At 71.5% G+C, this 23,579-nt stretch carries 22 protein-coding genes and 1 tRNA gene; 12 read left to right on the plus strand and 11 right to left on the minus strand.

What is annotated here, in order from left to right; genetic code table 11:
- Nucleotides 1–47 precede the first annotated feature (47 nt).
- Nucleotides 48–1,274: a glycoside hydrolase family 1 protein gene (locus LZG04_RS19830; RefSeq protein WP_233819115.1), complete on the minus strand. Its 1,227-nt coding sequence runs from the start codon at nt 1,272–1,274 to the stop codon at nt 48–50.
- A gap of 118 nt (nt 1,275–1,392) precedes the next feature.
- On the opposite strand from LZG04_RS19830, the gene LZG04_RS19835 reads away from it, so the two are divergent.
- Entirely contained in the window at nt 1,393–2,007 is a 615-nt protein-coding gene (locus LZG04_RS19835; RefSeq protein ID WP_233819117.1) for a TetR/AcrR family transcriptional regulator, read from the plus strand.
- A 9-nt stretch (nt 2,008–2,016) separates the two neighbouring features.
- On the opposite strand, the gene LZG04_RS19840 is transcribed toward LZG04_RS19835, so the two are convergent.
- Complete coding sequence (locus LZG04_RS19840; protein ID WP_233819119.1) at nt 2,017–3,204, minus strand: amino acid deaminase/aldolase; 1,188 nt, start codon at nt 3,202–3,204, stop codon at nt 2,017–2,019.
- Between the two features lie 73 nt (nt 3,205–3,277).
- Between LZG04_RS19840 and LZG04_RS19845 the strand changes: the two genes are divergently transcribed.
- Nucleotides 3,278–4,555: a D-arabinono-1,4-lactone oxidase gene (locus LZG04_RS19845; RefSeq protein WP_233819121.1), complete on the plus strand. Its 1,278-nt coding sequence runs from the start codon at nt 3,278–3,280 to the stop codon at nt 4,553–4,555.
- 15 nt (nt 4,556–4,570) lie between these two features.
- Here the strand turns inward: LZG04_RS19845 and LZG04_RS19850 are convergent, their stop codons facing one another.
- From LZG04_RS19850 to LZG04_RS19860, 3 genes are all read right to left on the minus strand, one after another.
- The gene (locus tag LZG04_RS19850; protein ID WP_233819123.1) at nt 4,571–5,203 is read right to left on the minus strand and encodes an NAD(P)H-binding protein; all 633 of its coding nucleotides are present in this window, start codon (nt 5,201–5,203) and stop codon (nt 4,571–4,573) included.
- A gap of 14 nt (nt 5,204–5,217) precedes the next feature.
- A complete protein-coding gene (locus LZG04_RS19855; protein ID WP_233819125.1) occupies nt 5,218–5,835 on the minus strand; it encodes a hypothetical protein in 618 nt (205 codons plus the stop codon).
- Between the two features lie 447 nt (nt 5,836–6,282).
- Nucleotides 6,283–6,368, minus strand: a tRNA-Leu gene (locus LZG04_RS19860).
- Nucleotides 6,369–6,484: 116 nt separating this feature from the next.
- Here LZG04_RS19860 and LZG04_RS19865 point away from each other — a divergent pair.
- The 7 genes from LZG04_RS19865 (at nt 6,485) to pknB (ending at nt 16,023) form a co-directional block, all read left to right on the plus strand.
- Nucleotides 6,485–7,660: a DUF3662 and FHA domain-containing protein gene (locus LZG04_RS19865; RefSeq protein WP_233819127.1), complete on the plus strand. Its 1,176-nt coding sequence runs from the start codon at nt 6,485–6,487 to the stop codon at nt 7,658–7,660.
- A 70-nt stretch (nt 7,661–7,730) separates the two neighbouring features.
- The gene (locus tag LZG04_RS19870; protein WP_073897742.1) at nt 7,731–8,192 is read left to right on the plus strand and encodes an FHA domain-containing protein; all 462 of its coding nucleotides are present in this window, start codon (nt 7,731–7,733) and stop codon (nt 8,190–8,192) included.
- Nucleotides 8,189–9,574, plus strand: a complete 1,386-nt coding sequence (locus LZG04_RS19875) for a PP2C family serine/threonine-protein phosphatase (RefSeq protein WP_233819129.1) — start codon at nt 8,189–8,191, stop codon at nt 9,572–9,574. Before LZG04_RS19870 ends, LZG04_RS19875 begins: the two co-directional genes overlap by 4 nt.
- Before the next feature lie 4 nt (nt 9,575–9,578).
- A complete protein-coding gene (locus LZG04_RS19880; RefSeq protein ID WP_233819130.1) occupies nt 9,579–11,042 on the plus strand; it encodes an FtsW/RodA/SpoVE family cell cycle protein in 1,464 nt (487 codons plus the stop codon).
- The gene (locus LZG04_RS19885; RefSeq protein ID WP_233819132.1) at nt 11,039–12,502 is read left to right on the plus strand and encodes a penicillin-binding protein 2; all 1,464 of its coding nucleotides are present in this window, start codon (nt 11,039–11,041) and stop codon (nt 12,500–12,502) included. The genes LZG04_RS19880 and LZG04_RS19885 overlap by 4 nt, the downstream gene beginning before the upstream one ends.
- Nucleotides 12,502–13,941 carry a serine/threonine-protein kinase gene (locus LZG04_RS19890; RefSeq protein ID WP_233819135.1) on the plus strand — a complete coding sequence of 480 codons (1,440 nt, stop codon included), beginning with the start codon at nt 12,502–12,504 and terminating at the stop codon, nt 13,939–13,941. The genes LZG04_RS19885 and LZG04_RS19890 overlap by 1 nt, the downstream gene beginning before the upstream one ends.
- A 72-nt stretch (nt 13,942–14,013) precedes the next feature.
- The gene (pknB, locus tag LZG04_RS19895) at nt 14,014–16,023 is read left to right on the plus strand and encodes a Stk1 family PASTA domain-containing Ser/Thr kinase (RefSeq protein ID WP_233819137.1); all 2,010 of its coding nucleotides are present in this window, start codon (nt 14,014–14,016) and stop codon (nt 16,021–16,023) included.
- A gap of 58 nt (nt 16,024–16,081) precedes the next feature.
- On the opposite strand, the gene LZG04_RS19900 is transcribed toward pknB, so the two are convergent.
- On the minus strand, nt 16,082–16,726 hold the full coding sequence (locus LZG04_RS19900; RefSeq protein ID WP_233819139.1) for an aminodeoxychorismate/anthranilate synthase component II: 645 nt from the start codon (nt 16,724–16,726) through the stop codon (nt 16,082–16,084).
- Nucleotides 16,727–16,792: 66 nt separating this feature from the next.
- Here LZG04_RS19900 and LZG04_RS19905 point away from each other — a divergent pair, with 66 nt between their 5' ends.
- The gene (locus tag LZG04_RS19905; RefSeq protein WP_233819141.1) at nt 16,793–18,148 is read left to right on the plus strand and encodes an FAD-dependent oxidoreductase; all 1,356 of its coding nucleotides are present in this window, start codon (nt 16,793–16,795) and stop codon (nt 18,146–18,148) included.
- 3 nt (nt 18,149–18,151) lie between these two features.
- On the opposite strand, the gene LZG04_RS19910 is transcribed toward LZG04_RS19905, so the two are convergent.
- Both LZG04_RS19910 and LZG04_RS19915 read right to left on the minus strand, forming a co-directional pair.
- A complete protein-coding gene (locus LZG04_RS19910; protein WP_170185175.1) occupies nt 18,152–18,310 on the minus strand; it encodes a hypothetical protein in 159 nt (52 codons plus the stop codon).
- Nucleotides 18,310–19,089, minus strand: coding sequence for a class E sortase (locus LZG04_RS19915; RefSeq protein WP_233819262.1), 780 nt, complete (start codon nt 19,087–19,089; stop codon nt 18,310–18,312). The genes LZG04_RS19910 and LZG04_RS19915 overlap by 1 nt, the downstream gene beginning before the upstream one ends.
- A gap of 1,377 nt (nt 19,090–20,466) precedes the next feature.
- Between LZG04_RS19915 and crgA the strand changes: the two genes are divergently transcribed.
- Together crgA and LZG04_RS19925 are read left to right on the plus strand one after the other, a co-directional pair.
- On the plus strand, nt 20,467–20,733 hold the full coding sequence (gene crgA, locus LZG04_RS19920; protein ID WP_053714567.1) for a cell division protein CrgA: 267 nt from the start codon (nt 20,467–20,469) through the stop codon (nt 20,731–20,733).
- 216 nt (nt 20,734–20,949) lie between these two features.
- On the plus strand, nt 20,950–21,363 hold the full coding sequence (locus tag LZG04_RS19925; protein WP_233819143.1) for a PH domain-containing protein: 414 nt from the start codon (nt 20,950–20,952) through the stop codon (nt 21,361–21,363).
- Nucleotides 21,364–21,370: 7 nt separating this feature from the next.
- Here LZG04_RS19925 and LZG04_RS19930 read toward each other — a convergent pair whose 3' ends face one another.
- Genes LZG04_RS19930 through LZG04_RS19940 form a run of 3 tightly spaced genes read right to left on the minus strand, consistent with a single transcriptional unit; the run spans nt 21,371 to nt 23,526 of the window.
- Nucleotides 21,371–22,090, minus strand: a complete 720-nt coding sequence (locus LZG04_RS19930; RefSeq protein ID WP_233819145.1) for an MBL fold metallo-hydrolase — start codon at nt 22,088–22,090, stop codon at nt 21,371–21,373.
- A gap of 2 nt (nt 22,091–22,092) precedes the next feature.
- Nucleotides 22,093–22,977, minus strand: a complete 885-nt coding sequence (locus tag LZG04_RS19935; protein ID WP_233819147.1) for a rhomboid family intramembrane serine protease — start codon at nt 22,975–22,977, stop codon at nt 22,093–22,095.
- Nucleotides 22,978–23,526 (minus strand): peptidylprolyl isomerase, encoded by a 549-nt coding sequence (locus LZG04_RS19940; RefSeq protein WP_374202836.1) that lies wholly within the window; start codon nt 23,524–23,526, stop codon nt 22,978–22,980. It abuts the gene before it with no gap.
- Nucleotides 23,527–23,579: the final 53 nt, after the last annotated feature.

Consider the following 23,579-nt stretch of genomic DNA (forward strand, 5'->3'; position numbering starts at 1 on the left):
CCACGACCGGCGGACGGGGACGACCGGTTCCGCCAACGCCTCCGCGGTCACCTCTTGATCCGTTCGCGGTACCACTCGTAGGAGGCGCGGGGCGTGCGTTCCTGCGTCGCGTAGTCGACGTGGACCAGGCCGAACCGCTGCGAGTAGCCCGAGTCCCACTCGAAGTTGTCCATCAAGGACCACACGAAGTACCCGCGCACGTCGGACTTCAGGGCCTCCTCGAGGTGCCGGTCGAGGTAGTCGATCCGCTCGGTGTCCTCCAGCGAGTGCGGGTAGCTGCACCCGCTCTCGGTCACGTGCACGGGAGGCAGGTCGACGAACCGATCGCGCAACGAGGAGATCATCTCCGACAGCCCGGACGGCACGACCGGCCAGCCGAAGCCGGTCTTCGGGTACTCGTCGATCTCCACCAGCTCGAACGGCAGCGGGTTGCCCTCGGACGGCAGCCGCAGCCGGGTCGGGTTGTAGTAGTTGACGCCGTAGAAGTCCAGCGGCGCGGAGGTGATCGCCAGGTCGCCGTCCACGATCGGCAAGCGGTCGGCCAGCCAGTCCGGGTAGCGGCCCGCCAGTTGGGCGTCGGCGTAGAGCCAGTTGTGCAGGTCGGCGTAGGCCTCGGCGGCGGGGGCGTCGGCGGGGCTCGCGGGCCAGGCGGGCGTGTGGTTGTTGGCCGTGCCCACGGCGCGGGCCCCGGCCGAGCGCAGCGCCTGCACGGCCAGGCCGTGCGCCAGGTTGAGGTGGTGCGCGGTCGGCAGCGCGTCGAACAGCAGCGCCTTGCCCGGCGCGTGCTGCCCGGTGGCGTAGCCGAGCAGCGTCACCATCGCGGGCTCGTTGATCGGGATCCACATCGCGACCCGGTCGGCCAGGCGGTCCGCGACCCGCTGCGCGTACTCGGCGAACCGGTGGGCGGTGTCGCGGGCGAGCCAGCCGCCCGCCTCCTCCACGGCCAGCGGCGTGTCCCAGTGGTACAGCGTCACGACGGGCGCGATGCCCGATTCGAGCAGCTCGTCGACCAGCCGGTCGTAGAACACCAGGTCGCCCGCGAGCACCCGCGGCCACGACACGGAGAACCGGTACGCGTTCACGCCGAGCGACCGCATGAGGCCGACGTCGTCGCGGTAGCGGCGGTAGTGGTCGCAGGCCACCGACGCGTCCTGGCCCGCGAACGCCGGGAACGCGTCCCACACGGACGGCTGCCTGCCGGCGGCCGTGAACGACCCCTCGATCTGGAAGGCGGAGGTCGACACACCCCACAGGAACTCATCGGACGCGGTCACGCGGGCCTCCAGAACATGAAAGTGATTCGGATCGTAGGCGTGTTGCGCCCCGAAGTGAAGTGGAAAGGTCCAGGACCGGGCACTATGGAGACCCGCCACCCAGTCAGCAGGAGTCGCCGTGACCAGTACGACCCCACTGCGCCGACAGCCGGTGCAGCAGCGCAGCGCCAAGCGCGTCGAGCGGATGCTCGAAGCCTGCGCCCAGCTCATCGAGGAGGTCGGCTACGACGGAGTCACCACGACGTTGATCGCCGAGCGCGCGGGTGTCGCGGTCGGCTCGCTCTACCAGTTCTTCCCCGACAAACGGGCGGTCGTGCAGGCGTTGACCCTGCGCAACCTGGAGAAGTTCATCCAGACGGTGGACGGCCGGTTCACCTCGACCACCCTCGAGCACTGGTGGGACGCCGTCGACTCGATCTTCGACGTGTACGTCTCGATGCACCGCGAGGTGCCCGCGTTCTCGAAGCTGCACTTCGGCGACGTGGTCGACATGCGGCTGCTCGACGACCGGCGCGACAACAACACGGTCATCTCCGACCGCATCGCGGAGATGATCTCGGCCAAGTTCGACATCCCGTTCGCCGAGCTCCAGCTGCCGATCTCGATCGCGGTCGAGGCGGCCGACGGCGTGCTGAACCTCGCGTTCCGCCGCGACCCGGCCGGTGACCAGCGGATCCTGGACGAGGCCAAGGCCCTGGTCCGCGGCTACCTGTCGACCAGGCTCCCCGACTAGGCACTCTTTTCAGCCGAACGAGTGACCTTCGCCCCGGTAGGTGGGCACGGTCCGCTCCACCACGTCGCCCCGCACGACGTGGTAGTGGGTGAACCGCTCGGCCAGCTCGCCCGCCTTGGCGTGCCGCATCCACACGCGGTCGCCCAGGCGCAGCGAGTCGGCCGCCCGACCCACCACCGGGGTCTGCACCTCGCCCGCGCCCTCCAGCGGCAGCAGCTTCAGGCCGACCGGCAGGTACGGCGTCGGCTGGCGATCGGGGGTCGCGGTGCCGGAGGCGACGTAGCCGCCGGAGAACAGCGTGGCCACGTGCCGCTTCGGCCGGCGCACGACCGGCAGCGCGAACAGCACGGCGGGCCGCGGCCGGAAGCCGCGGTAGCCGTCGAACAGGGTCGGGCCGATGAGCCCGGAGCCGGCCGCGAGCTCGGTGACCGACGGGTCGGCCGCGGTCACCTCCAGGCTGCCCGTGCCGCCGCCGTTGACGAACTCCAGCTCGGCGACCCCGCGCACGGCGGCGACCGCGGCCGTGCGGCGCTCGACCAGTTCGGCGGCGGAGTGGCGCTGCACCCAGCGCAGGACCGCGCCGCGCACCGGCCTGCCCGGCGGCCGGTCGCCCAGGCCCGCGATCTGCCCCTCGTAGGCCATCACGCCGACCAGCCGGAACCCCGGTCGGCGCACGATCTCCTCGGCCAGGGCGCGCGCTTCACGTGCCGTGTGCACGGGTGAGCGGCGCGGGCCGATGTGCAGGCCGGGCACCGGCCGCCACGACACGTCCAGCTCCAGGCACACCCGGATCTCCGGGTGCCCCGCGCCCAGCGCGGAGCGCACCAGGTCGAGGTGCGCGGTCGAGTCGACCACGATCGTGATCCGCTCACGTGCCTTGTCGTCCTTGGCCAGCTCGGTCAACGCGGCCAGGTCGACGGTCGGGTAGGCGACCAGCAGGTCGTCGGACAGGTCGACCGACGACAGCCACAGCGCCTCGGCCAGCGAGTAGCACATGACGCCCGCGAAACCGGGCCGCGCGAGCACCCGCTCCAGCAGCGCCCTGACCCGGACGGACTTGCTCGCCACCCGGATCGGCCGCCCGCCCGCACGGCGCACGAGGTCGGCCGCGTTGCTGTCGAAGGCGTCCAGGTCGACGATCGCGAACGGGGGGTCGTGCTCCTCCGTCGCGGCGTCCAGGCGCGTGCGGTGCTGCATGGGCCTCACCGTACTTGAAAGGTGAATAGGTTTCACCTACGGTGCGTGGAACGCGTCACATCCGGAGGTGGGCATGGGGACCCCGTGGACGAACTGGGCACGCACGGCGTCCGCGAACCCGCACCGGGTGGAACGCCCGGCGAGCCTCGACGAGCTCGCCTCGGCCGTGGCGGGCGCCTCCAGCGTGCGCCCGCGCGGCAGCGGGCACTCGTTCACCGACATCGCGGTCGCGCCGGGCGTGGCGATCGACCTCGACTCGTGGACCGGGGTCGTCGAGGTGTCCGGCACGCTGGTCACGGTCCGGTCCGGCACCACGTTGCGGCAGCTCAACACCCTGCTCGACGTGCTCGGGCTGGCCATGGCCAACCTCGGTGACATCGACGCGCAGACCGTCGCGGGCGCCATCTCCACCGGCACCCACGGCACCGGCGCGAAGCTCGGCGGCCTGGCCACCCAGGTCGTCGCGCTCGAACTCGTGCTCGCCGACGGGTCGTTGGCGCGGTGCTCGGCGCAGGAGCGGCCCGAGCTGTTCCACGCCGCCAGGGTCGGGCTCGGCGCGCTGGGCGTGATCAGCACCGTCACGCTGCGGTGCGTGCCGGCGTTCGTGCTGCACGCCCGCGAGTTCCCCGGCCGGCTCGACGCCGTGCTGGAGGAGTTCGACCACCTCACCGCGGTGGAGGACCACGTGGAGTTCCACTGGTTCCCGCACTCCGACCGGGTGATCGTGAAGCGGAACAACCGGGTCGACCTGCCGGCCGCGCCGCTGTCGGCGGCGCGCCGGTTCTACGAGTACGAGGTGATGGAGAACGGCGCGTTCGGGCTGGTCTGCAAGCTGGCCAAGGCCGTGCCCGCGACCACCAGGACGCTCAACCGGGTGTGCGGGTCACTGATCTCCGAGCGCGACTACCGGGACGTCTCGCACCGCGTCTTCGTCACGCCCCGGCGGGTGCGGTTCGTCGAGTCGGAGTACGCGGTGCCGCGGGAGGCGCTGCACGACGTGCTGCGGGAGCTGCGCACGGCGGTCGCCGGCCTCGACCACGGCGTGATCGTGCCGGTCGAGGTGCGGGTGGCCCAGGGCGACGACATCTGGCTTTCCACCGCGCACGGGCGTGACACGGCTTACATCGCGATCCACCAGTACCTCGGGATGCCGTACCGGCGTTACTTCGAGGCGTTCGAGCGGATCGCGGGCGCGGTCGGCGGGCGACCCCACTGGGGCAAGATGCACAGCCTCGCCGCCGGCGCCCTCCGCGAGCGCTACCCGCACTTCGACGACTTCCGCCGGGTCCGCGCCGAGGTGGACCCGACCGGCAAGTTCACCAACGCCTACCTCGACCGCGTCCTGGGCTGACCGGGGCGGGCGGGATCAGAACGCGTCGGCGATCGGGGTCTCGCCGCTGATCAGCTCGTAGGTCCGGCGGGCGGTCCCGGGGCGGTTCAGCAGGGCCACCACGACCGCCGCCACGTCGCCGCGCGGTACGGAACCCCGTAGCGGCGTCTCCGACAGCTCCACCAGCCCGGTCGGCTCGTCGTCGGTCAGCCTGCCCGGCCGCAGGATCGTCCAGTCCAGGTCGCGGTCGCGCAGGTCGTCCTCGGCCGCGCCCTTGGCCGCCAGGTACGCGTCGAACACCTCGTCACCAGTGGTCCGGCCGATGCCGGTGGTGCTGATCTGGACGAACCGGCGCACACCCGCCCGTTGCGCCGCCTCGGCGAACAAGGCCGCCGCCGCCCGGTCCACGGTGTCCTTGCGCGCCACCCCGCTGCCCGGTCCGGCACCCGCGGCGAAGATCGCCGCGCCCGCGCCGGTCATGAGTTCGGCGACCGAAGCGACGTCCGTCGCCTCCAGGTCGCAGTGGACCGGGACACCTCCCGCGTCCAGCACGTCCGCGTGGTGGTCCGGGTTGCGCACCAGCGCCGTGGCGCTGTCGCCCCGTGCGGCCAACAGCCGCTCCACCCGCAACGCGATCTTGCCGTGCCCGCCCGCGATGACTACCCGCATGGTCCGACCGTAGGTCAGGACGCGGTCGCCAGCACCTGCTCGTACACCAGCTCGTTCACCCAGCGCGTGGTCGCGGTGTCCTCGACCGGCACGGTCTCGTTGCGGCCCGAGACGTCCGTGCTCAGCTGCAGCTCCTCGTCGGCCAGCAGCACCGAGACGCCGTAGCGGCGCACCCGCGGCAGGCAGTTCGCCAGGTAGTCGTGCGTGAAGACGACCGATGTCGGCAGCACGGCGGCGGCGTTGCCGAAGCGGGCGAACGGCACCGCCGAGGCCAGCGCGGTGCGCCAGTGCCGCGCCACGGCCAGCACACCGATGATCCGCACCGCGGCGGGCGGCACCCGGCCGTCCATCTCCGGCCACACCCAGGTCGACACGGTGGTGCGGTCGGTCTCCGGGCCCGCGCCCAGGCACAGCCGCTCGGCGTGCGCGTCGGCCAGCAGCTCGGCCACCACGATCACCTTGCGCCCCATGAGGACCATCTCGGGCAGCACCACGCCGTGCCAGCCGAGGCGCACCGCCGCGGAGGCGGCCAGCTCCTCGACGGATCCGGGCAGTTCGGGAACCGGAACAGCGGTGGCCGACAGCGCCCTGGCGTCGTCGGTGTCCGCGATCCGTGCTGGTGTGCTGCTCACGCCAGGGCCTCCTCGGCAACCACGGCGGGCTGTCCGCCGCGTTTCGACTCGTGCTCTGGGTAAGGCGTACCAGGTGGGACCGGTCGCACCACCGGGGCAAAAGGCGTCCTGCGATCGACGGCGTCGAGCGGTCGGTAACCGGTCGGCGACCGGTGGGGCGACTTCGGTCCGGCGGTGCTGCCGTCTGGGTGACCCCTGGCGTCCCCGAGGCCCGGAAAGCTGCTCAGCGTGTGCGTCGCTCGCCTGGAACGACCGCCGGACCGGCGCCCGCGGACACCTCGCCCACCACCCCGCCGACCGCTCGCCGCGCGAAACCGACCGACCGCCCCCGCGCCACCACGTTCGGGCGCGGCCGGCCGGGTGACAGACATCACGCGCCGGCCGGCGGTGAAAAGACGAGAAAACCACGAAGTCCCACCCACTGCTGTGGATGGGACTTCATGGTTTTGGTGGGCGAGGGGGGAGTTGAACCCCCACGTCCTTTCGGACACACGGACCTGAACCGTGCGCGTCTGCCATTCCGCCACTCGCCCGGAGCGACGTGGAGAACACTAGCACGGTCCCCGTCCGGGTTACCAATTGCCCCGTGTCCCGCCACGTCAGCCCGGATACGATCGGTACAAGAAGTCGACCGGGTCGGAGGGTTGCCGTGGGCCTCGTACAGCGCTTCGAGCGCCGTCTCGAAGGCATCGTGGGCAACACCTTCGCGCGTGTGTTCGGTGGCAACGTCGTCCCGCAGGAAGTGGCCCAGGCACTGCAGCGGGAGGCGGAGAGCAACATCCGCGAGTTGGCGGGTGGCAGGTTGCTCGCGCCGAACCACTTCAAGGTCCTGCTGGGTCCGCAGGACCACGATCGGCTTGCCGGGGACGGTCAGGATGAACTACGCATCACCCAGCTTCTGGGGGACTCCATCCGGGAGCACCTCGAGGAGAGCGGATGGGATACCTATGGTGACGTCGTAGTCTCCCTGGAGCGCTCCGACGCGCTGCACACGGGACAGTTCCGAACCAGCTCGTCCGTCGACCCCGACGTGAAAGTTGCCAGCCGACGGTCAGCACCACCTCGCACTGCAGGAGACGGATCCATGAGCCAGCCTCCCGGCTACGGACAAGGACAGGGCCAGCCCGCCTACGACCCCTATGCGCAGGGCGGCTACGGGCAGCAGCAGGGCTACGACCAGCAGGGGTACGGTCAGCAGCAGCCCGGCTACGACCAGGGCTACGGCCAGCAGCAACCCGGTTACGACCAGGGTTACGGCCAGCAGCCCGGCTACGACCAGGGCTACGGCCAGCAGCAACCCGGCTATGACCAGGGTTACGGCCAGCAGCCCGGCTACGACCAGGGCTACGGCCAGCAGCAACCCGGTTACGGCCAGCCCGGCTACGACCAGGGCTACGGCCAGCAGGGCTACGACCAGGGCTACGGCCAGCCGGGTTACGGCCAGCAGCCCGGTTACGACCAGGGCTACGGCCAGCCGGGCTACGGCGACCCGGCCGCGGGTTACGCGCCGCCGGCGGTCCAGTCCGGGCCGCGGCAGCTGAACGCGACGCTGCACCTGGACGACGGCTCCAACCGCACCTACAACCTCAAGCAGGGCGGCAACGTGGTCGGCCGCGGCCAGGAAGCGGACTTCCGGCTGCCCGACACCGGGGTGTCCAGGAGGCACCTGGAGATCACCTGGGACGGGCACAGTGCCATGCTCGCTGATCTCGGTTCGACAAACGGCACCACGGTGAACGGCACCCCAGTGCAGACTTGGCAGCTCGCGGAAGGCGACGTCGTCCGCATCGGCCACTCCTCGCTGGTCTACCGCACCCAGGGCTGACCAGTAGATTCTGGGCGCGTCGATTCGGGCGAAGGCGTGACGGCACTCAAGTCAGGAGCGGTTACAACCGGTGCCAGAGCTGGTGATGCAGCTGACCAGAGCGGGTTTCCTCGTCCTGCTCTGGTTGTTCGTGTTGGCTGCGCTTCGAGTGGTCCGCTCCGACCTGTACGCGGCGTCGGGGCTGCGCGTCCCGACGCCGAAGTTCGGCAGAGGCGCTAGCAAGGCCGCCCGGGGCAACAAGGCGGCCCGGCAGCTCGTCGTGACGCACGGCGCGCTGGCGGGCACGCGCATCTCCCTGGACGGCAGGCCGATCATGATCGGCCGCGCCGACGACTCCACGCTCGTGCTGGACGACGACTTCGCGTCGACCAGGCACGCGCGGCTGTCGATGCGCGGCACCGATTGGTACGTGGAGGACCTGGGCTCCACGAACGGCACGTATCTCGACCGGGCGAAGGTCACGGCCCCACTCCGGGTCCCGCTCGGCTCCCCGATCCGAATTGGCAAAACGGTGATCGAGCTGCGCTCATGACCCTCGTCCTCCGATACGCGGCCCGCAGCGACCGGGGCCTGGTCCGCTCGAACAACCAGGACTCCGTGTACGCGGGCCCACGCCTGCTCGCCCTCGCCGACGGCATGGGCGGCCACGCCGCGGGCGAGGTCGCCAGCAAGGTCGTCATCGCGGCACTGGCGCCGCTCGACGACGACGAGCCCGGCGACGACCTGCTCGGCCAGCTGCGCGACGCGGTGATCGCCGGCAACGGCGCGATCTCCGAGCTCGTGCAGAGCGACCCCGACCTCGACGGCATGGGCACCACGCTCACCGCCGTGCTGTTCGCGGGCTCGCGGCTGGGCATGGTGCACATCGGCGACTCCCGGGCCTACATGCTCCGCAACGGCACGTTCACGCAGATCACGCACGACGACACGTTCGTGCAGTCGTTGATCGACGAAGGACGGATCACCGAGGAGGAGGCGGCCACGCACCCGCAGCGCTCGTTGCTGCTGCGCGCGTTGACCGGCCACGAGGTGGAGCCGAGGCTCATGGTGCGGGAGGCCCGGCCGGGCGACCGCTACCTGCTGTGCTCGGACGGGCTGTCCGGCGTGGTCAGCATGGAGACGCTGGAAGAGGCGATCCGGATCCCGGACCCGCAGGCGTGCGCGGACCGGATGATCGAGCTGGCGCTCAAGGGCGGCGGCCCCGACAACGTGACAGTCGTCGTCGCCGACGTGGTCGACGTCGACTTCGGGGAGGACGCGCCCATAGTGGGCGGCGCGGCCGGAGACGGCAGCGAAGACCCACCACCCCCCGACTCGCCCGCCTCGCGGGCGAGCTCCATCACCGGGCCACGTCCGGTGCCGCCGCGGGTCGAGCCGATGCCGCCGCCGGACCCCCGGCGGTCGCGCGGCAACCGGCTCAAGGCGCTGGCGCTCGTGGTCTTCCTGCTCCTGCTGCTGGTCGCGGCGGGCCTGGGCACCCGCTGGTACGTGCTGCGCCAGTACTACGTCGGCGCGGGCGACAACGGCGAGGTGTCGGTGTTCCGCGGCGTCACCGGCAGCGTGTTCGGCTTCGACCTGCACCGCAAGGTGGAGGGCTCCTGCCCGCCCGGCGCGCAGGCGTGCGAGCCGATCACGGTGGACGACCTGAAGGTCGCCACCCGCGACGTGGTGCGCAACGGCATCACCGACGTCGACGGCCTGGAGGGCGCGCGGGAGGCGATCCGCCGGCTGCGCACCGAGCAGACGCTGCCGTTCTGCCCGAAGGACGCGGTCGAGAGCACGACGGGGACGTCGACCACTTCGGCCCCGCCGACCGCAACCTCGACCGAGGCGACGACGTCCACCACCGTGGAGGGAACCCCCCTCACCACGCCCGTGCAGAAGCCGGGCACGGATTGCCGAAAGGGTCAGTAGTCGCATGGGTTCGCCGGTCCCCGGCGCTGAGGGCACACCGCTCGCGGCGGCGAGCAGCACGTCGCCCGGGTTGAGGCCGCCCACGCGACGCAGCACCGAACTGTTCATGCTCGCGTTCGCCGCCACGCTGGTGACGGGCGCGTTGATCCTGGTCGAGGCCAACCAGGAACAGGAGCTGAGCCTCCAGATCCTGTGGCTCGGCCTGGCCTACCTGGGCCTGCTCACCGTGGCGCACCTCGCGGTGCGCAAGTGGGCGCCCTACGCCGATCCGGTGATCATGCCGTGCGTGGCGCTGCTCAACGGCCTGGGCCTGGTCATGATCCACCGGATCGACCTGGCCATGGCGGACGTGAAGCTGCCGGGCAACGCCGTGTGGTCGCCCGCCGCGCCGAAGCAGGTGCTGTGGACGGCGATCGCGCTCGTGCTGTTCTGCACGGTGCTCAAGGTGCTGTCCGACCACCGCACGCTGGCCCGCTACGGCTACACCGCGGGCCTGCTCGGCCTGGTCGCGCTGGTGCTGCCCGGCGTGCTGCCGAGCTTCATCGCGCCGGAGATCAACGGCGCGAAGATCTGGCTGAGCTTCGGCGCGTTCTCGATCCAGCCGGGCGAGTTCGCGAAGATCCTGCTGATGGTGTTCTTCGCCGCGTTCTTGGTGTCGAAGCGCGACCTGTTCACCATCGCGGGCCGCCGGGTGCTCGGCCTGGACCTGCCCCGCGCCCGCGACCTGGGCCCGCTGATCGCCGCGTGGGCGGTCGGCGTGAGCATCATGGTGCTGCAGAAGGACCTGGGCAGCTCGCTGCTGTTCTTCGGCATCGTGCTGGTGCTGCTGTACGTGGCGACCGAGCGGGCCGCGTGGGTCGTGCTGGGCGTGATGATGTTCTGCGTCGGCGCGGTCGTGGCGTGGAAGCTGTTCGGGCACGTCCAGATCCGGGTGCAGAACTGGCTGGACCCCTTCGCCGACCCGTCGGGCACGGGCTACCAGATCGTGCAGTCGCTGTTCGGGCTCGGCACCGGCGGGCTGTTCGGCGCGGGCCTGGGCGGCGGGCGGCCGGACCAGATCCCGGAGGCCAACACCGACTTCATCACCGCCGTGATCGGCGAGGAGCTGGGCTTCGTCGGGCTGGCCGCGGTGCTGCTGATCTACACGGTGTTCGCGATGCGGGGCCTGCGCACCGCGCTGTCGGTCCGGGACACGTTCGGCAAGCTGCTCGGCGGTGGCCTGGCGTTCGCGGTGGCGTTCCAGATCTTCATCGTGGTCGGCGGCGTGACGAAGCTGATCCCGATGACGGGCATCACCGCGCCGTTCCTGTCCAAGGGCGGCTCGTCGCTGCTGGCCAACTACATCCTGGTGGCGTTGCTGCTGCGGATCTCGGACGCGGCGCGCGCGCCGAAGACCACGCCGAAGCCGCGCCCGCAGCAACCGGCCATCGCCGACCAGTTCACAGTCATGGTGGAGCGTCCCAAATGAACACACCGCTCCGCCGGGTCGGCCTCGCCATGATGGCGATGATGCTCCTGCTGTTGGGCAACGCCACGTACGTGCAGGTCATCAAGGCCGACGACTACCGCAAGGACCCGCTCAACCGCCGGGTGGTCCTGGACCAGTACTCGCGGGAGCGCGGCCAGATCATCGCCGCCGACGGCACGCCGCTGGCCAGCGTGCAGCGGGTCGACGACCGGCTCAAGTACCTGCGCACCTACGCGGGAGGCCCGGTCTTCGCGCCCGTGACCGGCTACTTCTCCACCCTGTACGGCGCGGGCGGCATGGAACGCGCCGAGGACGACCTGCTCAACGGCTCGGACGACCGGCTGTTCGCGCGCCGGGTGTCGGACCTGATCACGGGCCGCGACCCCAAGGGCGGCAGCCTCCAGCTCACGATCGACGCGAAGCTCCAGCAGGCGGCGTACGAGCGGCTCCAGGGCGTGACCGGCACGGTGGTCGCGATCCGGCCGCAGACCGGCGAGATCCTGGCGATGGCCAGCACCCCGTCCTACGACCCGAACGTGCTCGCCAGCCACGACGTGGACGTGCAGGAAGAGGCGTGGGTCGGCTACGACGCGGACAAGTCCAAGCCGATGCTCAACCGCGCGATCCACGAGAACTACCCGCCCGGCTCGACGTTCAAGCTGGTGGTGACGGCGGCCGCGCTGGCCGAGGGCAAGACCAAGGACTCCGAGGTCGACGGCCGCCCGGTGATCACGCTGCCCGGCACGAACACCCCGCTGCCCAACTTCAACGACACCGTGTGCGGCAACGGCGTCACCGCCTCGCTCCAGGAGGCGCTGGCGAAGTCGTGCAACACGGCGTTCGCGGTGCTGGCCGCCGAGCTGGGCCCGGACAAGCTGCGCGACCAGGCGGCCAAGTTCGGCATCGGCGAGCAGGACCTGTCGATCCCGCTGTCCGTGGTGCCCTCGACGCTGGGCCCGATGTCGGACAAGCCGTCGGTCTACCAGACCGGCATCGGCCAGAAGGACGTCCGGGTGACGCCGCTGGTCAACGCGGTGATGGCGGCGACCATCGCCAACGGCGGCGTGCGGATGCAGCCGCACCTGGTCGGCAAGATCCTCGCGCCGGACCTCCAGGTGATCAGCGAGACCAAGCCGGACGAGGTCGACGAGGCCATGGAGCCCGCGCACGCCCAGGCGCTGCGCGACATGATGATCGCCTCGGAGAACAACACCGGTGGCGGCGGCAAGCTCAGCGGTGTCACCATCGCGTCCAAGACCGGCACCGCCGAGCACGGCGACGACGTGAAGTCGACCAACCCCCACGCCTGGTACGTGGCGTTCGCGCCGGCCGAGAAGCCGGAGATCGCGATCGCGGTCATCGTGGAGAACGGCGGCCAGCAGGGCCTGTCCGCCACCGGTGGCCGGGTCGCCGCCCCGATCGGCCGCGCGGTCATCGGCGCGTACCTCGGGGGACGCTGATGCTGACCTCCGGCCAGTTGCTCGCCGAGCGGTACCGCCTGTCGAAGCGGATCGCCGTCGGCGGCATGGGCGAGGTCTGGGAGGCCGACGACACCCGGCTCGACCGCAAGGTCGCGGTGAAGGTGCTGAAGGCGGAGCTCAGCGGCGACGCCGAGTTCCTGAACCGGTTCCGCATCGAGGCGCGCACCACCGCGTCGCTCAACCACCCCGGCATCGCCGCGGTGCACGACTACGGCGAGACCGCGTCGATCCCGGACGGGCCGGAGGACACCGCCTACCTGGTGATGGAGCTGGTCGAGGGCGAGCCGCTGGCCGCGATCATCGCCCGCGGCAGGCTGGGTGCCGACCGCACGCTCGACCTGCTGGAGCAGGCGGGCAACGCGTTGCAGGCCGCGCACGAGCGCGGCCTGGTGCACCGGGACGTCAAGCCGGGCAACATCCTGGTGACGCCGACCGGCAAGGTGAAGATCACCGACTTCGGCATCGCGAAGGCCGCCGACGCGGCGCCGGTCACGCACAGCGGCATGGTCATGGGCACGGCCCACTACATCGCGCCGGAGCAGGCGCTCGGGCACGCCGCCGAGCCCGCGTCGGACGTGTACGCGCTGGCGGTGTGCGGCTACGAGTGCCTGACCGGGCACCGGCCGTTCCTGTCGGAGAACGCGGTGACCGTCGCGATGATGCACATCCGCGACATCGCGCCGCCGCTGCCGCCGGACGTGCCGCCCGGCCCGCGGGCGCTGATCGAGGCGACCCTGGTCAAGGACCCCCGGCAGCGCTACCGCAACGGCGGCGAGTTCGCGTCGGCGGTGAGCGCGGTGCGGGCGGGCCAGCCGCTGCCCGCGCCGTCCGGGTTGGCGATGGCGGTCGGCACGCCGATGGCGGCGCCGATGACGCCGCCCGCGCCGCACCCCCATCCTCAACACCCCCCGCTGGGCGGCCCGGTGACCCACCCGGGGTCGCGCCCGGGCCTGCAACCGGTCCCACCAGCGATGAACACTCCGCACACGGGCGCTTTCCGTCCGTTGCCGCCGGGTGCACGGCCACCGGGGCGCAACCGCGCCGTGCTGTGGGTTATGGTCGCTGTGCTGCTGGTCGCGTTGCTGGTGCTCGGCGTGGTCATCTTGCGCTGGGCGCTCAAGGACGACGAGGTGCCCGGCGGGGCGAACCAGCAGGGCACCACGAGCGCCCGTCCGTTGGACGACTCGACCGATCGCCTCCCCGGCAAGCCGAAGGTGACGGTCACGAAGTCCGACTACGTCGACCGCCCGGTGGACGAAGTCGCGAAAGTGCTCTCCGGGCACGGCTTGGCACCCGAGGTGCGCGCCGAGGACGGCGGCGTGCCGCGGGACCCCGAGCGGTGCCTGGTGTCGGACGTGGCGCCGACCGGTGAGGTTGCGATCGGCTCACGGGTCACGGTGACCTGTGTGCCGACTTGACGCTGAAACGGTACGACAGCGAACGCAAGGCTTGATGGTGAGACCGTTGACGAGGAGCGGGACGAAGCACTGATGAGCACTCCGCGACTGCTCTCCAACCGCTACGAACTGGGTGAGACGCTCGGCTACGGCGGTATGTCGGAGGTGCACAAGGGCCGGGACGTCCGGCTCGGCCGCGACGTCGCCATCAAGGTGCTGCGCGCTGACCTCGCCCGTGACGCCCAGTTCCAGGAGCGGTTCCGCCGGGAGGCCCAGAACTCGGCGGCGCTGAACCACCCCGCGATCGTCGCGGTCTACGACACCGGTGAGACGCAGACCGAGTACGGCCCGCTGCCCTACATCGTCATGGAGTTCGTCGACGGCCGCACCCTGCGCGACATCGTCAAGACGCAGGGCCCGCTGTCGGGCAAGCGGGCGATGGAGGTCATGGCCGACGTGTCGGCCGCGTTGGACTTCAGCCACCGGCACGGCATCGTGCACCGGGACGTGAAGCCGGCCAACGTGATGATCACGCGGTCGGGCGCGGTGAAGGTGATGGACTTCGGCATCGCCCGCGCCGTGCACGACGGCCAGGCCGCGGTGACGCAGACCGCCGCCGTGATAGGGACCGCCCAGTACCTCTCGCCCGAGCAGGCCCGCGGCGAGGCCGTGGACGGCCGGTCGGACGTGTACGCGTCGGGCTGCGTGCTGTTCGAGCTGCTGACCGGCGAGCCGCCGTTCACCGGTGACTCGCCCGTGGCGGTGGCCTACCAGCACGTGCGGGAGGACCCGAAGCCGCCGTCGGCGCTGAACCCGAAGGTCTCGCCCGCGCTGGACGCGATCGTGCTCAAGGCGATGGCCAAGGGGCCGGCCAACCGCTACCAGTCGGCCGCGGAGATGCGCGCGGACCTGGTGCGCGTGCTGTCGGGGCAGCGGCCGTCCGCGCCCGCCGTGATGACGGCCGAGGACCACCGCACCGCCGTGCTCAGCAGCCAGGCGGCGTCGCCGCGCACCGAGGTCGCCCCCTCGACGGGCGGTCGGCACCGGCCGTCGGCGCAGCGCGAGGAGCCCGCCGAGTACGACCCGCTGGCGGAGGAAGAGGAGGAGCGGCGAGCCCGGCGCAAGAAGGCGCTGATGGTCACGCTGGTCGTCCTGCTCTGCATCGCCGTGCTGGCGCTCGCCGCGTGGATCACCACGTCGCTGCTCAGCGACGGCGAGAAGACCAACACGGGCACCGAGAAGGTGGCGGTGCCGGTGCTCATCGGCAAGGAGCAGACGGCGGCGCGGGCCGAGCTGGAAGCCCAGGGGCTGCGCGCGACGATCGAGACGATCCCGTGCCAGCCGGGCTCGCAGCCGGCCTGCACCACCGACCAGGTCGGCAAGGTCGTCGCGACCGACCCGCCGGCGAACTCGGAGGTGGAGAAGCGCAGCGAGGTCAAGCTGATGATCGGCAGCGAGGCCGAACCCGCGCCGGTGCCGAGCGTGACCGGGCTGACCCCGCAGGAAGCGCAGAAGAAGCTCGAAGCCGAGCAGTGGGTCTACCAGCAGGCCACCGAGACCGTCGAGACCGACGACCCGAACCTGGTCGGCAAGGTCGTCCAGCAGTCGCCGTCGGCGGGCACCAACGCGCGGAAGGGCAGCGCGATCACGGTGACGCTGGGCAAGGCCCCGGACACCGTGCAGCTGCCCGACGTGACGGGCCAGACGCTGGACAACGCGCGCGCCACCCTCGAGAACAACGGGTTCAAGGTGCAGACCAAGGACGTCGACAGCGCCGAGCCGCTCAACGAGGTCGTGGCGCAGAACCCCGCGCCGGGACGGGCGGAGAAGGGCACGCTGGTGACGTTGAGCGTGTCCAAGAACAACCAGTTCCTGATGCCCGACCTGCGCGGCATGACGGAGAACCAGGCGCGGACCAAGCTCAACCAGGCGGGCTGGACCGGCAACGACCTGACCGTCACCAAGGAGCCGGTGTCCGACATCAGCCAGGACAAGAAGATCATGGACCAGGAGATCAAGGCGAACCAGCCGGTCGCCAAGAACGCCCGGATCTCGGTGATCGTGTCCGAGTTCAAGATCGGCGGACCGACCTCCACCCGGTAGCGGACCGCGAAAAGGCCCCCTCCGGCGCGGAGGGGGCCTTCGCCGTTCCCGAGGCGGGTTACTTCCGGTTCGCCGCCGCCGCGAGTTCGCGCATGCCGTTCTCCAGCTGCGCCACCGTGCTCTCGGGCACCTCGAAGCCGCACACCGCGAGCCAGTTCGCGAGCATCCGGTGGCCGCCCTCGGTCAGCACCGACTCGGGGTGGAACTGCACGCCCTCGACCGGCAGCTCGCGGTGGCGCATGGCCATCACCACGCCGGACTCGGTGCGCCCGGTCACCTCGAACTCGGCCGGGATGGTGTCGGGCAGCACGGTCAGGGAGTGGTAGCGGGTCGCGATGAACGGGCTGGGCACGCCCTCCAGCACGCCCGCGCCGTTGTGGTGCACGATGCTGGTCTTGCCGTGCAGGAGCTCCGGCGCGAGGTCGACCGTGCCGCCCCAGACCGCGCCGATGGCCTGGTGGCCCAGGCACACCCCGAACACCGGGACGCCGCGGTCCGCGCAGTGGCGGATGACGTCCATGCTCTTGCCCGCCTTGTCCGGCGTGCTCGGTCCGGGGCTGACGAGGACGCCACCGACCTCGGCGACCTCGTCCAGCTCGACGGCGTCGTTGCGCCGGACCACGCACTCGACCCCGAGCTGGGCCAGGTACTGGACGAGGTTGTAGACGAAGCTGTCGTAGTTGTCGACCACGAGCACGCGCATGGCCGCCAGCGTAGCCGTGACCAACCTCTCGCCAGAAGTGAGCTTAGGCTCACCTAACCTGGTCTTATGACCCGTTCCCTGCGCGTCGCCGTCGTCGGCGCCGGCCCCGCCGGCATCTACGCCGCCGACATCCTGACCAAGTCCGCGGCCGAGTCCGGCGTCGAGGTGGGCATCGACCTTTTCGAGCGGATGCCCGCCCCGTACGGCTTGATCAGGTACGGCGTCGCGCCCGACCACCCGCGCATCAAGGGCATCGTCAACGCCCTCCAGCGGGTGCTGGACCGGCCGGGGATCAGGTTCTTCGGCAACGTCGAGTACGGCGTCGACCTCAAGCTCGACGACCTGCGGCACTTCTACGACGCGGTGGTCTTCTCCACCGGCGCGGAGAAGGACCGGCCGCTGGCCATCCCCGGCATCGACCTCGACGGCTCCTACGGCGCGGCGGAGTTCGTCTCCTGGTACGACGGGCACCCCGACGTGCCGCGCACCTGGCCGCTGCGGGCGCGCGAAGTCGCCGTGCTGGGCGTCGGCAACGTCGCGCTCGACGTCGCCCGCGTGCTGGCCAAGACCGCCGACGAGCTGCTGAGCACCGACATCCCGGACAACGTCCACGCGGGCCTCGAGGCGAGCCCGGTCACCGACGTGCACGTCTTCGGCCGCCGCGGCCCGGCGCAGGCCAAGTTCACCCCGCTGGAGCTGCGCGAGCTCGACCACTCGCCCAACGTCGAGGTCGTCGTGCACCCCGAGGGCATCGACTTCGACGCGGCGAGCATGGCCGCGATCCGGTCGAACAAGCAGGTCGAGATGGTGGTCAAGACGTTGCAGGAGTGGGCGATCCGCGACGTCGGCACGCGCCCGCGCCGGCTGCACCTGCACTTCCTCCAAGCGCCCGTGCGGGTGCTGGGGTCGTCGTCGGTCACGGGGCTGCGCACCGAGCGGATGGAGCTGGACGGCGAGGGCGGCGTGCGCGGCACAGGCGAGTTCACCGACTGGCCGGTGCAGGCGGTGTACCGGGCCGTGGGCTACCTGTCCACGCCCCTGGTCGACCTGCCGTTCGACCACGCGTCCGGCACCGTGCCGCACCGGGCGGGCCGCGTGCTCGACCTGGACGAGCGGGCGATGACCGGCGTCTACGTCACCGGCTGGATCAAGCGCGGCCCGGTCGGGCTCATCGGCCACACCAAGGGCGACGCGCTGGAGACCGTGACCAGCCTGCTCGCGGACGCGCCGCGGCTGCCCGCCGCGCCGAGCCGCGAACCCGACGCCGTGGTGCGGTTCCTGGATCAGCGCGCCGTGCCGTTCACCACGGTGGCCGGGTGGCGCAAGCTGGACGCGCACGAGCTCGCCCTGGGCGCGGCACGCGGCCGTGACCGGGTGAAGGTCGTGGACCGGGCGGAGATGACCGACGTCTGCCGGTCGTGACGGTTACTGGGGCGTCGTCACGTTGTTGAACGGCAGCTTCGGCTCCGCCCACGGGAACACCACGAACATCAGCAGCGCCACCACCCCGGCCACGAGCACCAGCGCTTCGAGGACGCGCACGGGCAGCGGGCCGGGGAGGTGCCGCCAGATCCACCCGTACATCACTGCTCCTTCATCTCTTCGGGCACGAAGCCGGGGGCCTTCGGGTAGCTCATCGTCAGCACCGAGTGCACGATCAGCCGCTGCCGGTCGGAGAACCGCGGGTGGCAGGTGGTCAGCGTCATCAGCGCCGCCTGCTGCGCCGCGGGCACCTCGCCCTCGAAGTGCGGCACGGGGCTGATCACCTCGCCCTGCGTGGGCAGCACGATCTCCTGGCCGACCGTCTTGTCGTACGGCGCGCCCAGCGGGGCGACCTTGGCGCACTTCGGGTCGCCGCCCTGCCGCTGCGCCCAGCCCTCCGCCTCGCCCACCTTCGGCAGCACCCGGTAGACGAACCACTGGGTCTGCGTCTCGACCACGATCGCGTCGCACGAGTTCAGCAGGTCGAGGTCGTTGAAGGGCGCGCCCTTGCCGACCCGGTGACCGGCGACCGAGAAGTTGCCCGGGTCGCCCGGCAGCGCGGTGCCCTTGTAGTGGCCGGGGCCGATCTCCAGGTCGCGGTCCGTGGTGCCCTCGACGATGGAGAACTTGTAGTCCGGGCCGAACACCGGGATGTACATCTTGGCGAACGCCTGGCCGTCCAGCAGGTCGTACTGGACGTGGCGCTGCGGGTCGGCCTCGACGGTGTTGGAGTTCCACTGGTCGTCCAGCGCCTGGGTGGCGTCGTCCTGCTTGCCGGCCGAGATGAGGTCGGTGACGTACACCTCGTAGACCACGAACAGCAGGATGACCAGGCCGGCCGTGATCAGCAGCTCGCCGATCGTGCGGACGGTCTTGCGCATCGCGCTGTCGGGCGGCGGGGGTGGCGGCTGGTCGTCCTCGTCGTCGTAGTAGTCGTCGTCCTCGTAGTACTCGTCGTCGTAGTCCTCGTACTCGTCGTCGAGGTCGTCCACGGGCGCGATGACCTCGGTGGGCGGGTCGACGGGGCGAGGGCGGCGCGGCGGCGGGCCCGGACGTCCGCCGGGCGGCGGGGGGAGGCTGCCGGAGAACGCGTTGGTGTAGCGGGTGGCGTCGGCCTCCGGCGGCGCGGGGCGCGGGCGGGGCGAGGCGGGCGGCGGCGCGCCACCGAGCCGGGCCGCCACCTCGGACGAGCCACGCCGACCGGCGGGCGGCTCGACCCGGACCGGTTCGACGTAGGTGGTCTCTTCGGCGTCGGGTGCCATCGGTGGCGGTGCGTCCGGGCGCGCCCGGCGACCGGTCGGTTCGGCGCGGGGCCCCATCTCGTCCCGGCGCGCTCGGCGGCCGGCCGGGGGTGGTTCGGCTCGGGGAGGCTCACCCGGGGAGGGCTCGCCGTAGGCCGGCTCGACCGGCAGGACGCCGTCGTCACGGCGCGCACGACGAGCGACGGGTTCGAGCGGCTCGCCATACGCTGGTTCCACCGGCAGCACGCCGTCATCACGACGCGCACGACGAGCGACCGGCTCCGGCGACAGCTCGCCATGAGACGACTCCACCGGCACGGCGTCACCGCGACGCGCCCGACGAGCGGCCGGTGGCGGCTCGACCGGCGGAACGACATCCGCCCGCCGGGCACCCCAGGCGGCAGATCCCGGCGGGTACGGCTCGGCGTGGGGCGGCTCAACCTCGTCGCGGCGGGCGCGGCGACCCGACGGCGGTGGCTCGACCGGCGGCGCGAGGTCGTCCCGGCGGGCGCGGCGGCCGGTCGGGGGCGGCTCGGCGTGGGGCGGGAAGGGCTCCGCTGGGCGCTCCCCCGGACGGCTGAAACCTGCCGGCGGCGTCGGTGGCCGGCCCGGGTCGCCGGGGCGGCCGACGGTGCGGTCGAAGCCGCCCGGCGGGGTGGGCGGGCGGTCGAAACCACCCGGTGGTGTGAGCGGCCGGTCCGGGGTCGCGGGGCGGTCGAAGCCGCCCGGAGGCGTCGGTGGCCTGGAAAAACCGCCCGGTGGCGTCGGCGGGCGGTGGCCGGGGAGCGGGGGTTCACCGGTGACGTGGGGCGGTTGGGGCCTGGGGCGTGGCGGCCGGCCCGGCGGGCCGCCTTGCGGCGGAGGCGGGTCGTAGCTCACCGGAAAACCTCCCAAGCCGAACGTTCCACAACTACACGGTGCTTCAGGGACCTGCTCGGTTACGTTAACGTGTTCATCCAGCAGTGGACGTGAACTCGCGGCCACTGGAGGCCTATCCACCCGTCAGGCGAGGACAGCATGCCCAAGTCCAAGGTCCGCAAGAAGGCCGTCTACACGGCGCCTGCCGATCGCCGCACCCCGGTGAAGGTCAAGGCAGCGGGGCCGTCGCACCCCGTCTACGTCGCCGTGATGCTCGGCATGATGCTGTTGGGGCTGGCGTGGCTGGTGGTCAACTACATCGCGGGCGAGAAGGTCCCGGTGATGATGGACCTCGGGTCCTGGAACTTCGGCATCGGATTCGCCCTGATGATCGTCGGCTTGCTGATGACCATGAAATGGCGCTGACCACGCGCTACGCCAAGTGGCCGACGGCCCGGACGTGCACCACGTCCGGGCCGTTCCGCGTTACCCCGTAGTTCACCCGGTTCACCGCACGGTCACCGAAGCACACAGGTGTAAGTCATCCCCAATGGGGACAACTCCTGTGGACAACTTTGCGCCATTTTGCACAAGCCCCGGTCGGAGGCCCCAGTTGTCCACAAGTGCGGCAGACTCGAAGGCGTGAACCCACCGCGCACCTGGTCGCCCCAGCCCGGCCTGGTCGGCCTCGCCTGGGGACTGGCCGCCGTGTTCCTGCTGGTCACGATCCTCAGCTCGGACCCGGTGAGCCGGGTCTTCCTGGGCTTGGCCACGCTCATCCAGCTCGCGTTGGGCGCGTACGGCACCTTCGTGCGCCCCAGGCTGCTGGTGGACGACTCAGGGCTCACCGTGCGCACCCTGAGCGGGGCGCGACAACTGCCGTGGCACGAGGTGAAGGTGCGCCTGGCCCGCACCCGCAGGCTGGGCCGCGAGACGGCCACGCTGGAGCTGGACTGGCGGCGCGGCGAGCACGAGCAATTGTTCGTCTTCACCCCGCTGGACCTGGGCACGGACCCGCACGACGTGGCGGACGTCCTGCACGCCCTGCGCCCGTGACGAGCGCTCAGAGCTCGACGACCAGCCCGCGCACGGCGACCTCGGCCGGGTGACCGGCCGCTTCCAGGTGCTCCGCGGGGTCCGCGTCCGGCCACAGGTGGGCCAGCACGAGCCGGCCGACGCCCGCCCGGTGCGCGGTCGCGCCCGCCTGCTCGGCCGTCGACAGGTACGGCGCGTTGTCCGCGGGCAGCACGTGCCGCGCGAACGTCGCCTCGGCCACGAACACGTCCGCGTCACGGGCGAGGTCCACCAACGCCGGGCTCGGCCCGGTGTCACCCGTGTAGGCGAGGACAGCGCCACCCGCGGTCAGCCGCAGGCCCGCGTTGGGCACGAAGTGCGGCAGGTCCCAGGTGTCCACCCGGAACGGCCCGACCTCGAACGACCGCTCCACCGCGTGCACGGCGACCGCGTGGTCGAGCCGGACCTGGTCCAGGGCGAGCACCCGGTCCAGCGCACCCTCCGGCGCGTGCACCGGCAGCACCGGGGCCGAAGTCCCGAGCGCGCGGGCCCGCAGCAGCGGGTTGAGGTCGGCGCAGTGATCCGGGTGCCCGTGGCTCACCAGGACCGCGTCCACCGACGCCGGCGGCACGAGGGTCCGCAACGGGGGGAACGTCGCATAACCGGGGTCCACCAGCAGCGTGAACCCGTCGTGTTCCACGAGGTAGCCGCTGCACGCCTGGTCGGCGGTCGGCCAGGCGCCGACACCACCCAGCACGGTCAGCCGCACCGTCAGACCAGCTGCCCGGTCCGCACGACCGCGAGCACCACCAGCAGCACGACCGCCGCCGCGACGGCCGCCACCTGGTAGTTGTTCCGCTTCGCGGCGGGCGCGTAGACCAGCCCGGCGGTCAGGGCCGCGCCGATCACCAGCCCGCCGATGTGCCCGAGCAGCGAGATGCCCGGCAGCGTGAAGCTGAGCACCACGTTCAACGCGATCACGCCCAGCGCGGGCCCCGGGTTGAGCTTGAGCCGCAGCACGGCCACCAGCATCGCGCCCATCAGGCCGTACACCGCCCCGGACGCGCCCGCGACCACCGTGAAGACCCCGCCGAACAGGTACACCGCGATGCCACCGCCGAGCAGCGACACCCCGTACACCGCGGCGAACCGCAGCTTGCCGAACACCGGTTCCAGGTCACGGCCCAGCACGTAGAGCGCGATCATGTTCAACGCCAGGTGCAGCGGCCCGAAGTGCAGGAACCCCGACGTCAGCAGCCGCCACCACTCGCCGCCCGCGGCGACCGCGGGCGTGTACATGACGAGCTGCTCGAACAACCCCGACCGCTGGTTGGACGACACGCTGCCGGCCTGCACGGCGGTGATCGCGAACAGCAGCACGTTCACCGCGATCAGCACCGGTGTGACCACCATGCGCTGGGAGAACTCCGCGCCGACGAACGTGCGCGGCCGGCGCGCGGTGGCGCGGGCCTGGTTCACGCAGTCGACGCACTGGTAGCCGACGGACGCCTCGCGCAGGCACTCCGGGCACGACGGCCGGTCGCAGCGGACGCACCGCAGCCCGGTGGCCCGATCGGGGTGGCGCACGCAGACCGGCAGGTCTGGCCGCGCCCCGACCGGCTCACCGGGCGGCGGGGAGATCGGGGAGTCGGCCACTCAGGCCCGCTCCACCGAGACCTTCTCGATCACCACGTCGGTGACCGGGCGGTCGCCCGCGCCGGTCGGGGCGGCGCCGATCGCGTCCACCACGTTGCGCGACTCCTGGTCCGCGACCTCGCCGAAGATCGTGTGCTTGAAGTTCAGCCACGTGGTCGGCGCGACCGTGATGAAGAACTGCGAGCCGTTGGTGTTGGGCCCGGCGTTCGCCATCGCCAGCAGGTAGGGCTTGTTGAACTGCAGCTCGGGGTGGAACTCGTCGGCGAACTTGTAGCCGGGGCCACCGCGGCCGGTGCCCGTGGGGTCGCCGCCCTGGAGCATGAAGCCGGAGATCACCCGGTGGAAGATCGCACCGTCGTAGAACGGACCGGACGGCTCGCCCTTCGCGTTGGGCTCGGTGTAGGACTTCGTGCCCTCGGCCAGGCCGACGAAGTTGGCCACCGTCTTGGGGGCGTGGTCGGGGAACAGGTTGATGCGGATGTCGCCCTGCGAGGTGTGCAGGGTCGCCGTCACCTTGGTCCCGACGAACGATTCGTTGCTGTCTGCCACGCACCCCATCGTGCCATCACCGGGCGCGGTGGTTGGGGAAGGGGCACGATGGG

This window comes from Saccharothrix sp. S26 (assembly GCF_021390395.1).
Lineage (GTDB): Bacteria > Actinomycetota > Actinomycetes > Mycobacteriales > Pseudonocardiaceae > Actinosynnema.

What these genes read in the sequence shown, in the direction of transcription:
- pknB (WP_233819137.1), top strand. Translation starts at nt 14,014, where the DNA reads ATGAGCACTCCGCGACTGCTCTCCAACCGCTACGAACTGGGTGAGACG.
- LZG04_RS19885 (WP_233819132.1), top strand. Translation starts at nt 11,039, where the DNA reads ATGAACACACCGCTCCGCCGGGTCGGCCTCGCCATGATGGCGATGATG.
- LZG04_RS19905 (WP_233819141.1), top strand. Translation starts at nt 16,793, where the DNA reads ATGACCCGTTCCCTGCGCGTCGCCGTCGTCGGCGCCGGCCCCGCCGGC.
- LZG04_RS19845 (WP_233819121.1), top strand. Translation starts at nt 3,278, where the DNA reads ATGGGGACCCCGTGGACGAACTGGGCACGCACGGCGTCCGCGAACCCG.
- LZG04_RS19910 (WP_170185175.1), bottom strand. Translation starts at nt 18,310, where the DNA reads ATGTACGGGTGGATCTGGCGGCACCTCCCCGGCCCGCTGCCCGTGCGC.
- LZG04_RS19880 (WP_233819130.1), top strand. Translation starts at nt 9,579, where the DNA reads ATGGGTTCGCCGGTCCCCGGCGCTGAGGGCACACCGCTCGCGGCGGCG.
- LZG04_RS19850 (WP_233819123.1), bottom strand. Translation starts at nt 5,203, where the DNA reads ATGCGGGTAGTCATCGCGGGCGGGCACGGCAAGATCGCGTTGCGGGTG.
- crgA (WP_053714567.1), top strand. Translation starts at nt 20,467, where the DNA reads ATGCCCAAGTCCAAGGTCCGCAAGAAGGCCGTCTACACGGCGCCTGCC.
- LZG04_RS19840 (WP_233819119.1), bottom strand. Translation starts at nt 3,204, where the DNA reads ATGCAGCACCGCACGCGCCTGGACGCCGCGACGGAGGAGCACGACCCC.
- LZG04_RS19915 (WP_233819262.1), bottom strand. Translation starts at nt 19,089, where the DNA reads ATGCGCAAGACCGTCCGCACGATCGGCGAGCTGCTGATCACGGCCGGC.
- LZG04_RS19900 (WP_233819139.1), bottom strand. Translation starts at nt 16,726, where the DNA reads ATGCGCGTGCTCGTGGTCGACAACTACGACAGCTTCGTCTACAACCTC.
- LZG04_RS19890 (WP_233819135.1), top strand. Translation starts at nt 12,502, where the DNA reads ATGCTGACCTCCGGCCAGTTGCTCGCCGAGCGGTACCGCCTGTCGAAG.
- LZG04_RS19875 (WP_233819129.1), top strand. Translation starts at nt 8,189, where the DNA reads ATGACCCTCGTCCTCCGATACGCGGCCCGCAGCGACCGGGGCCTGGTC.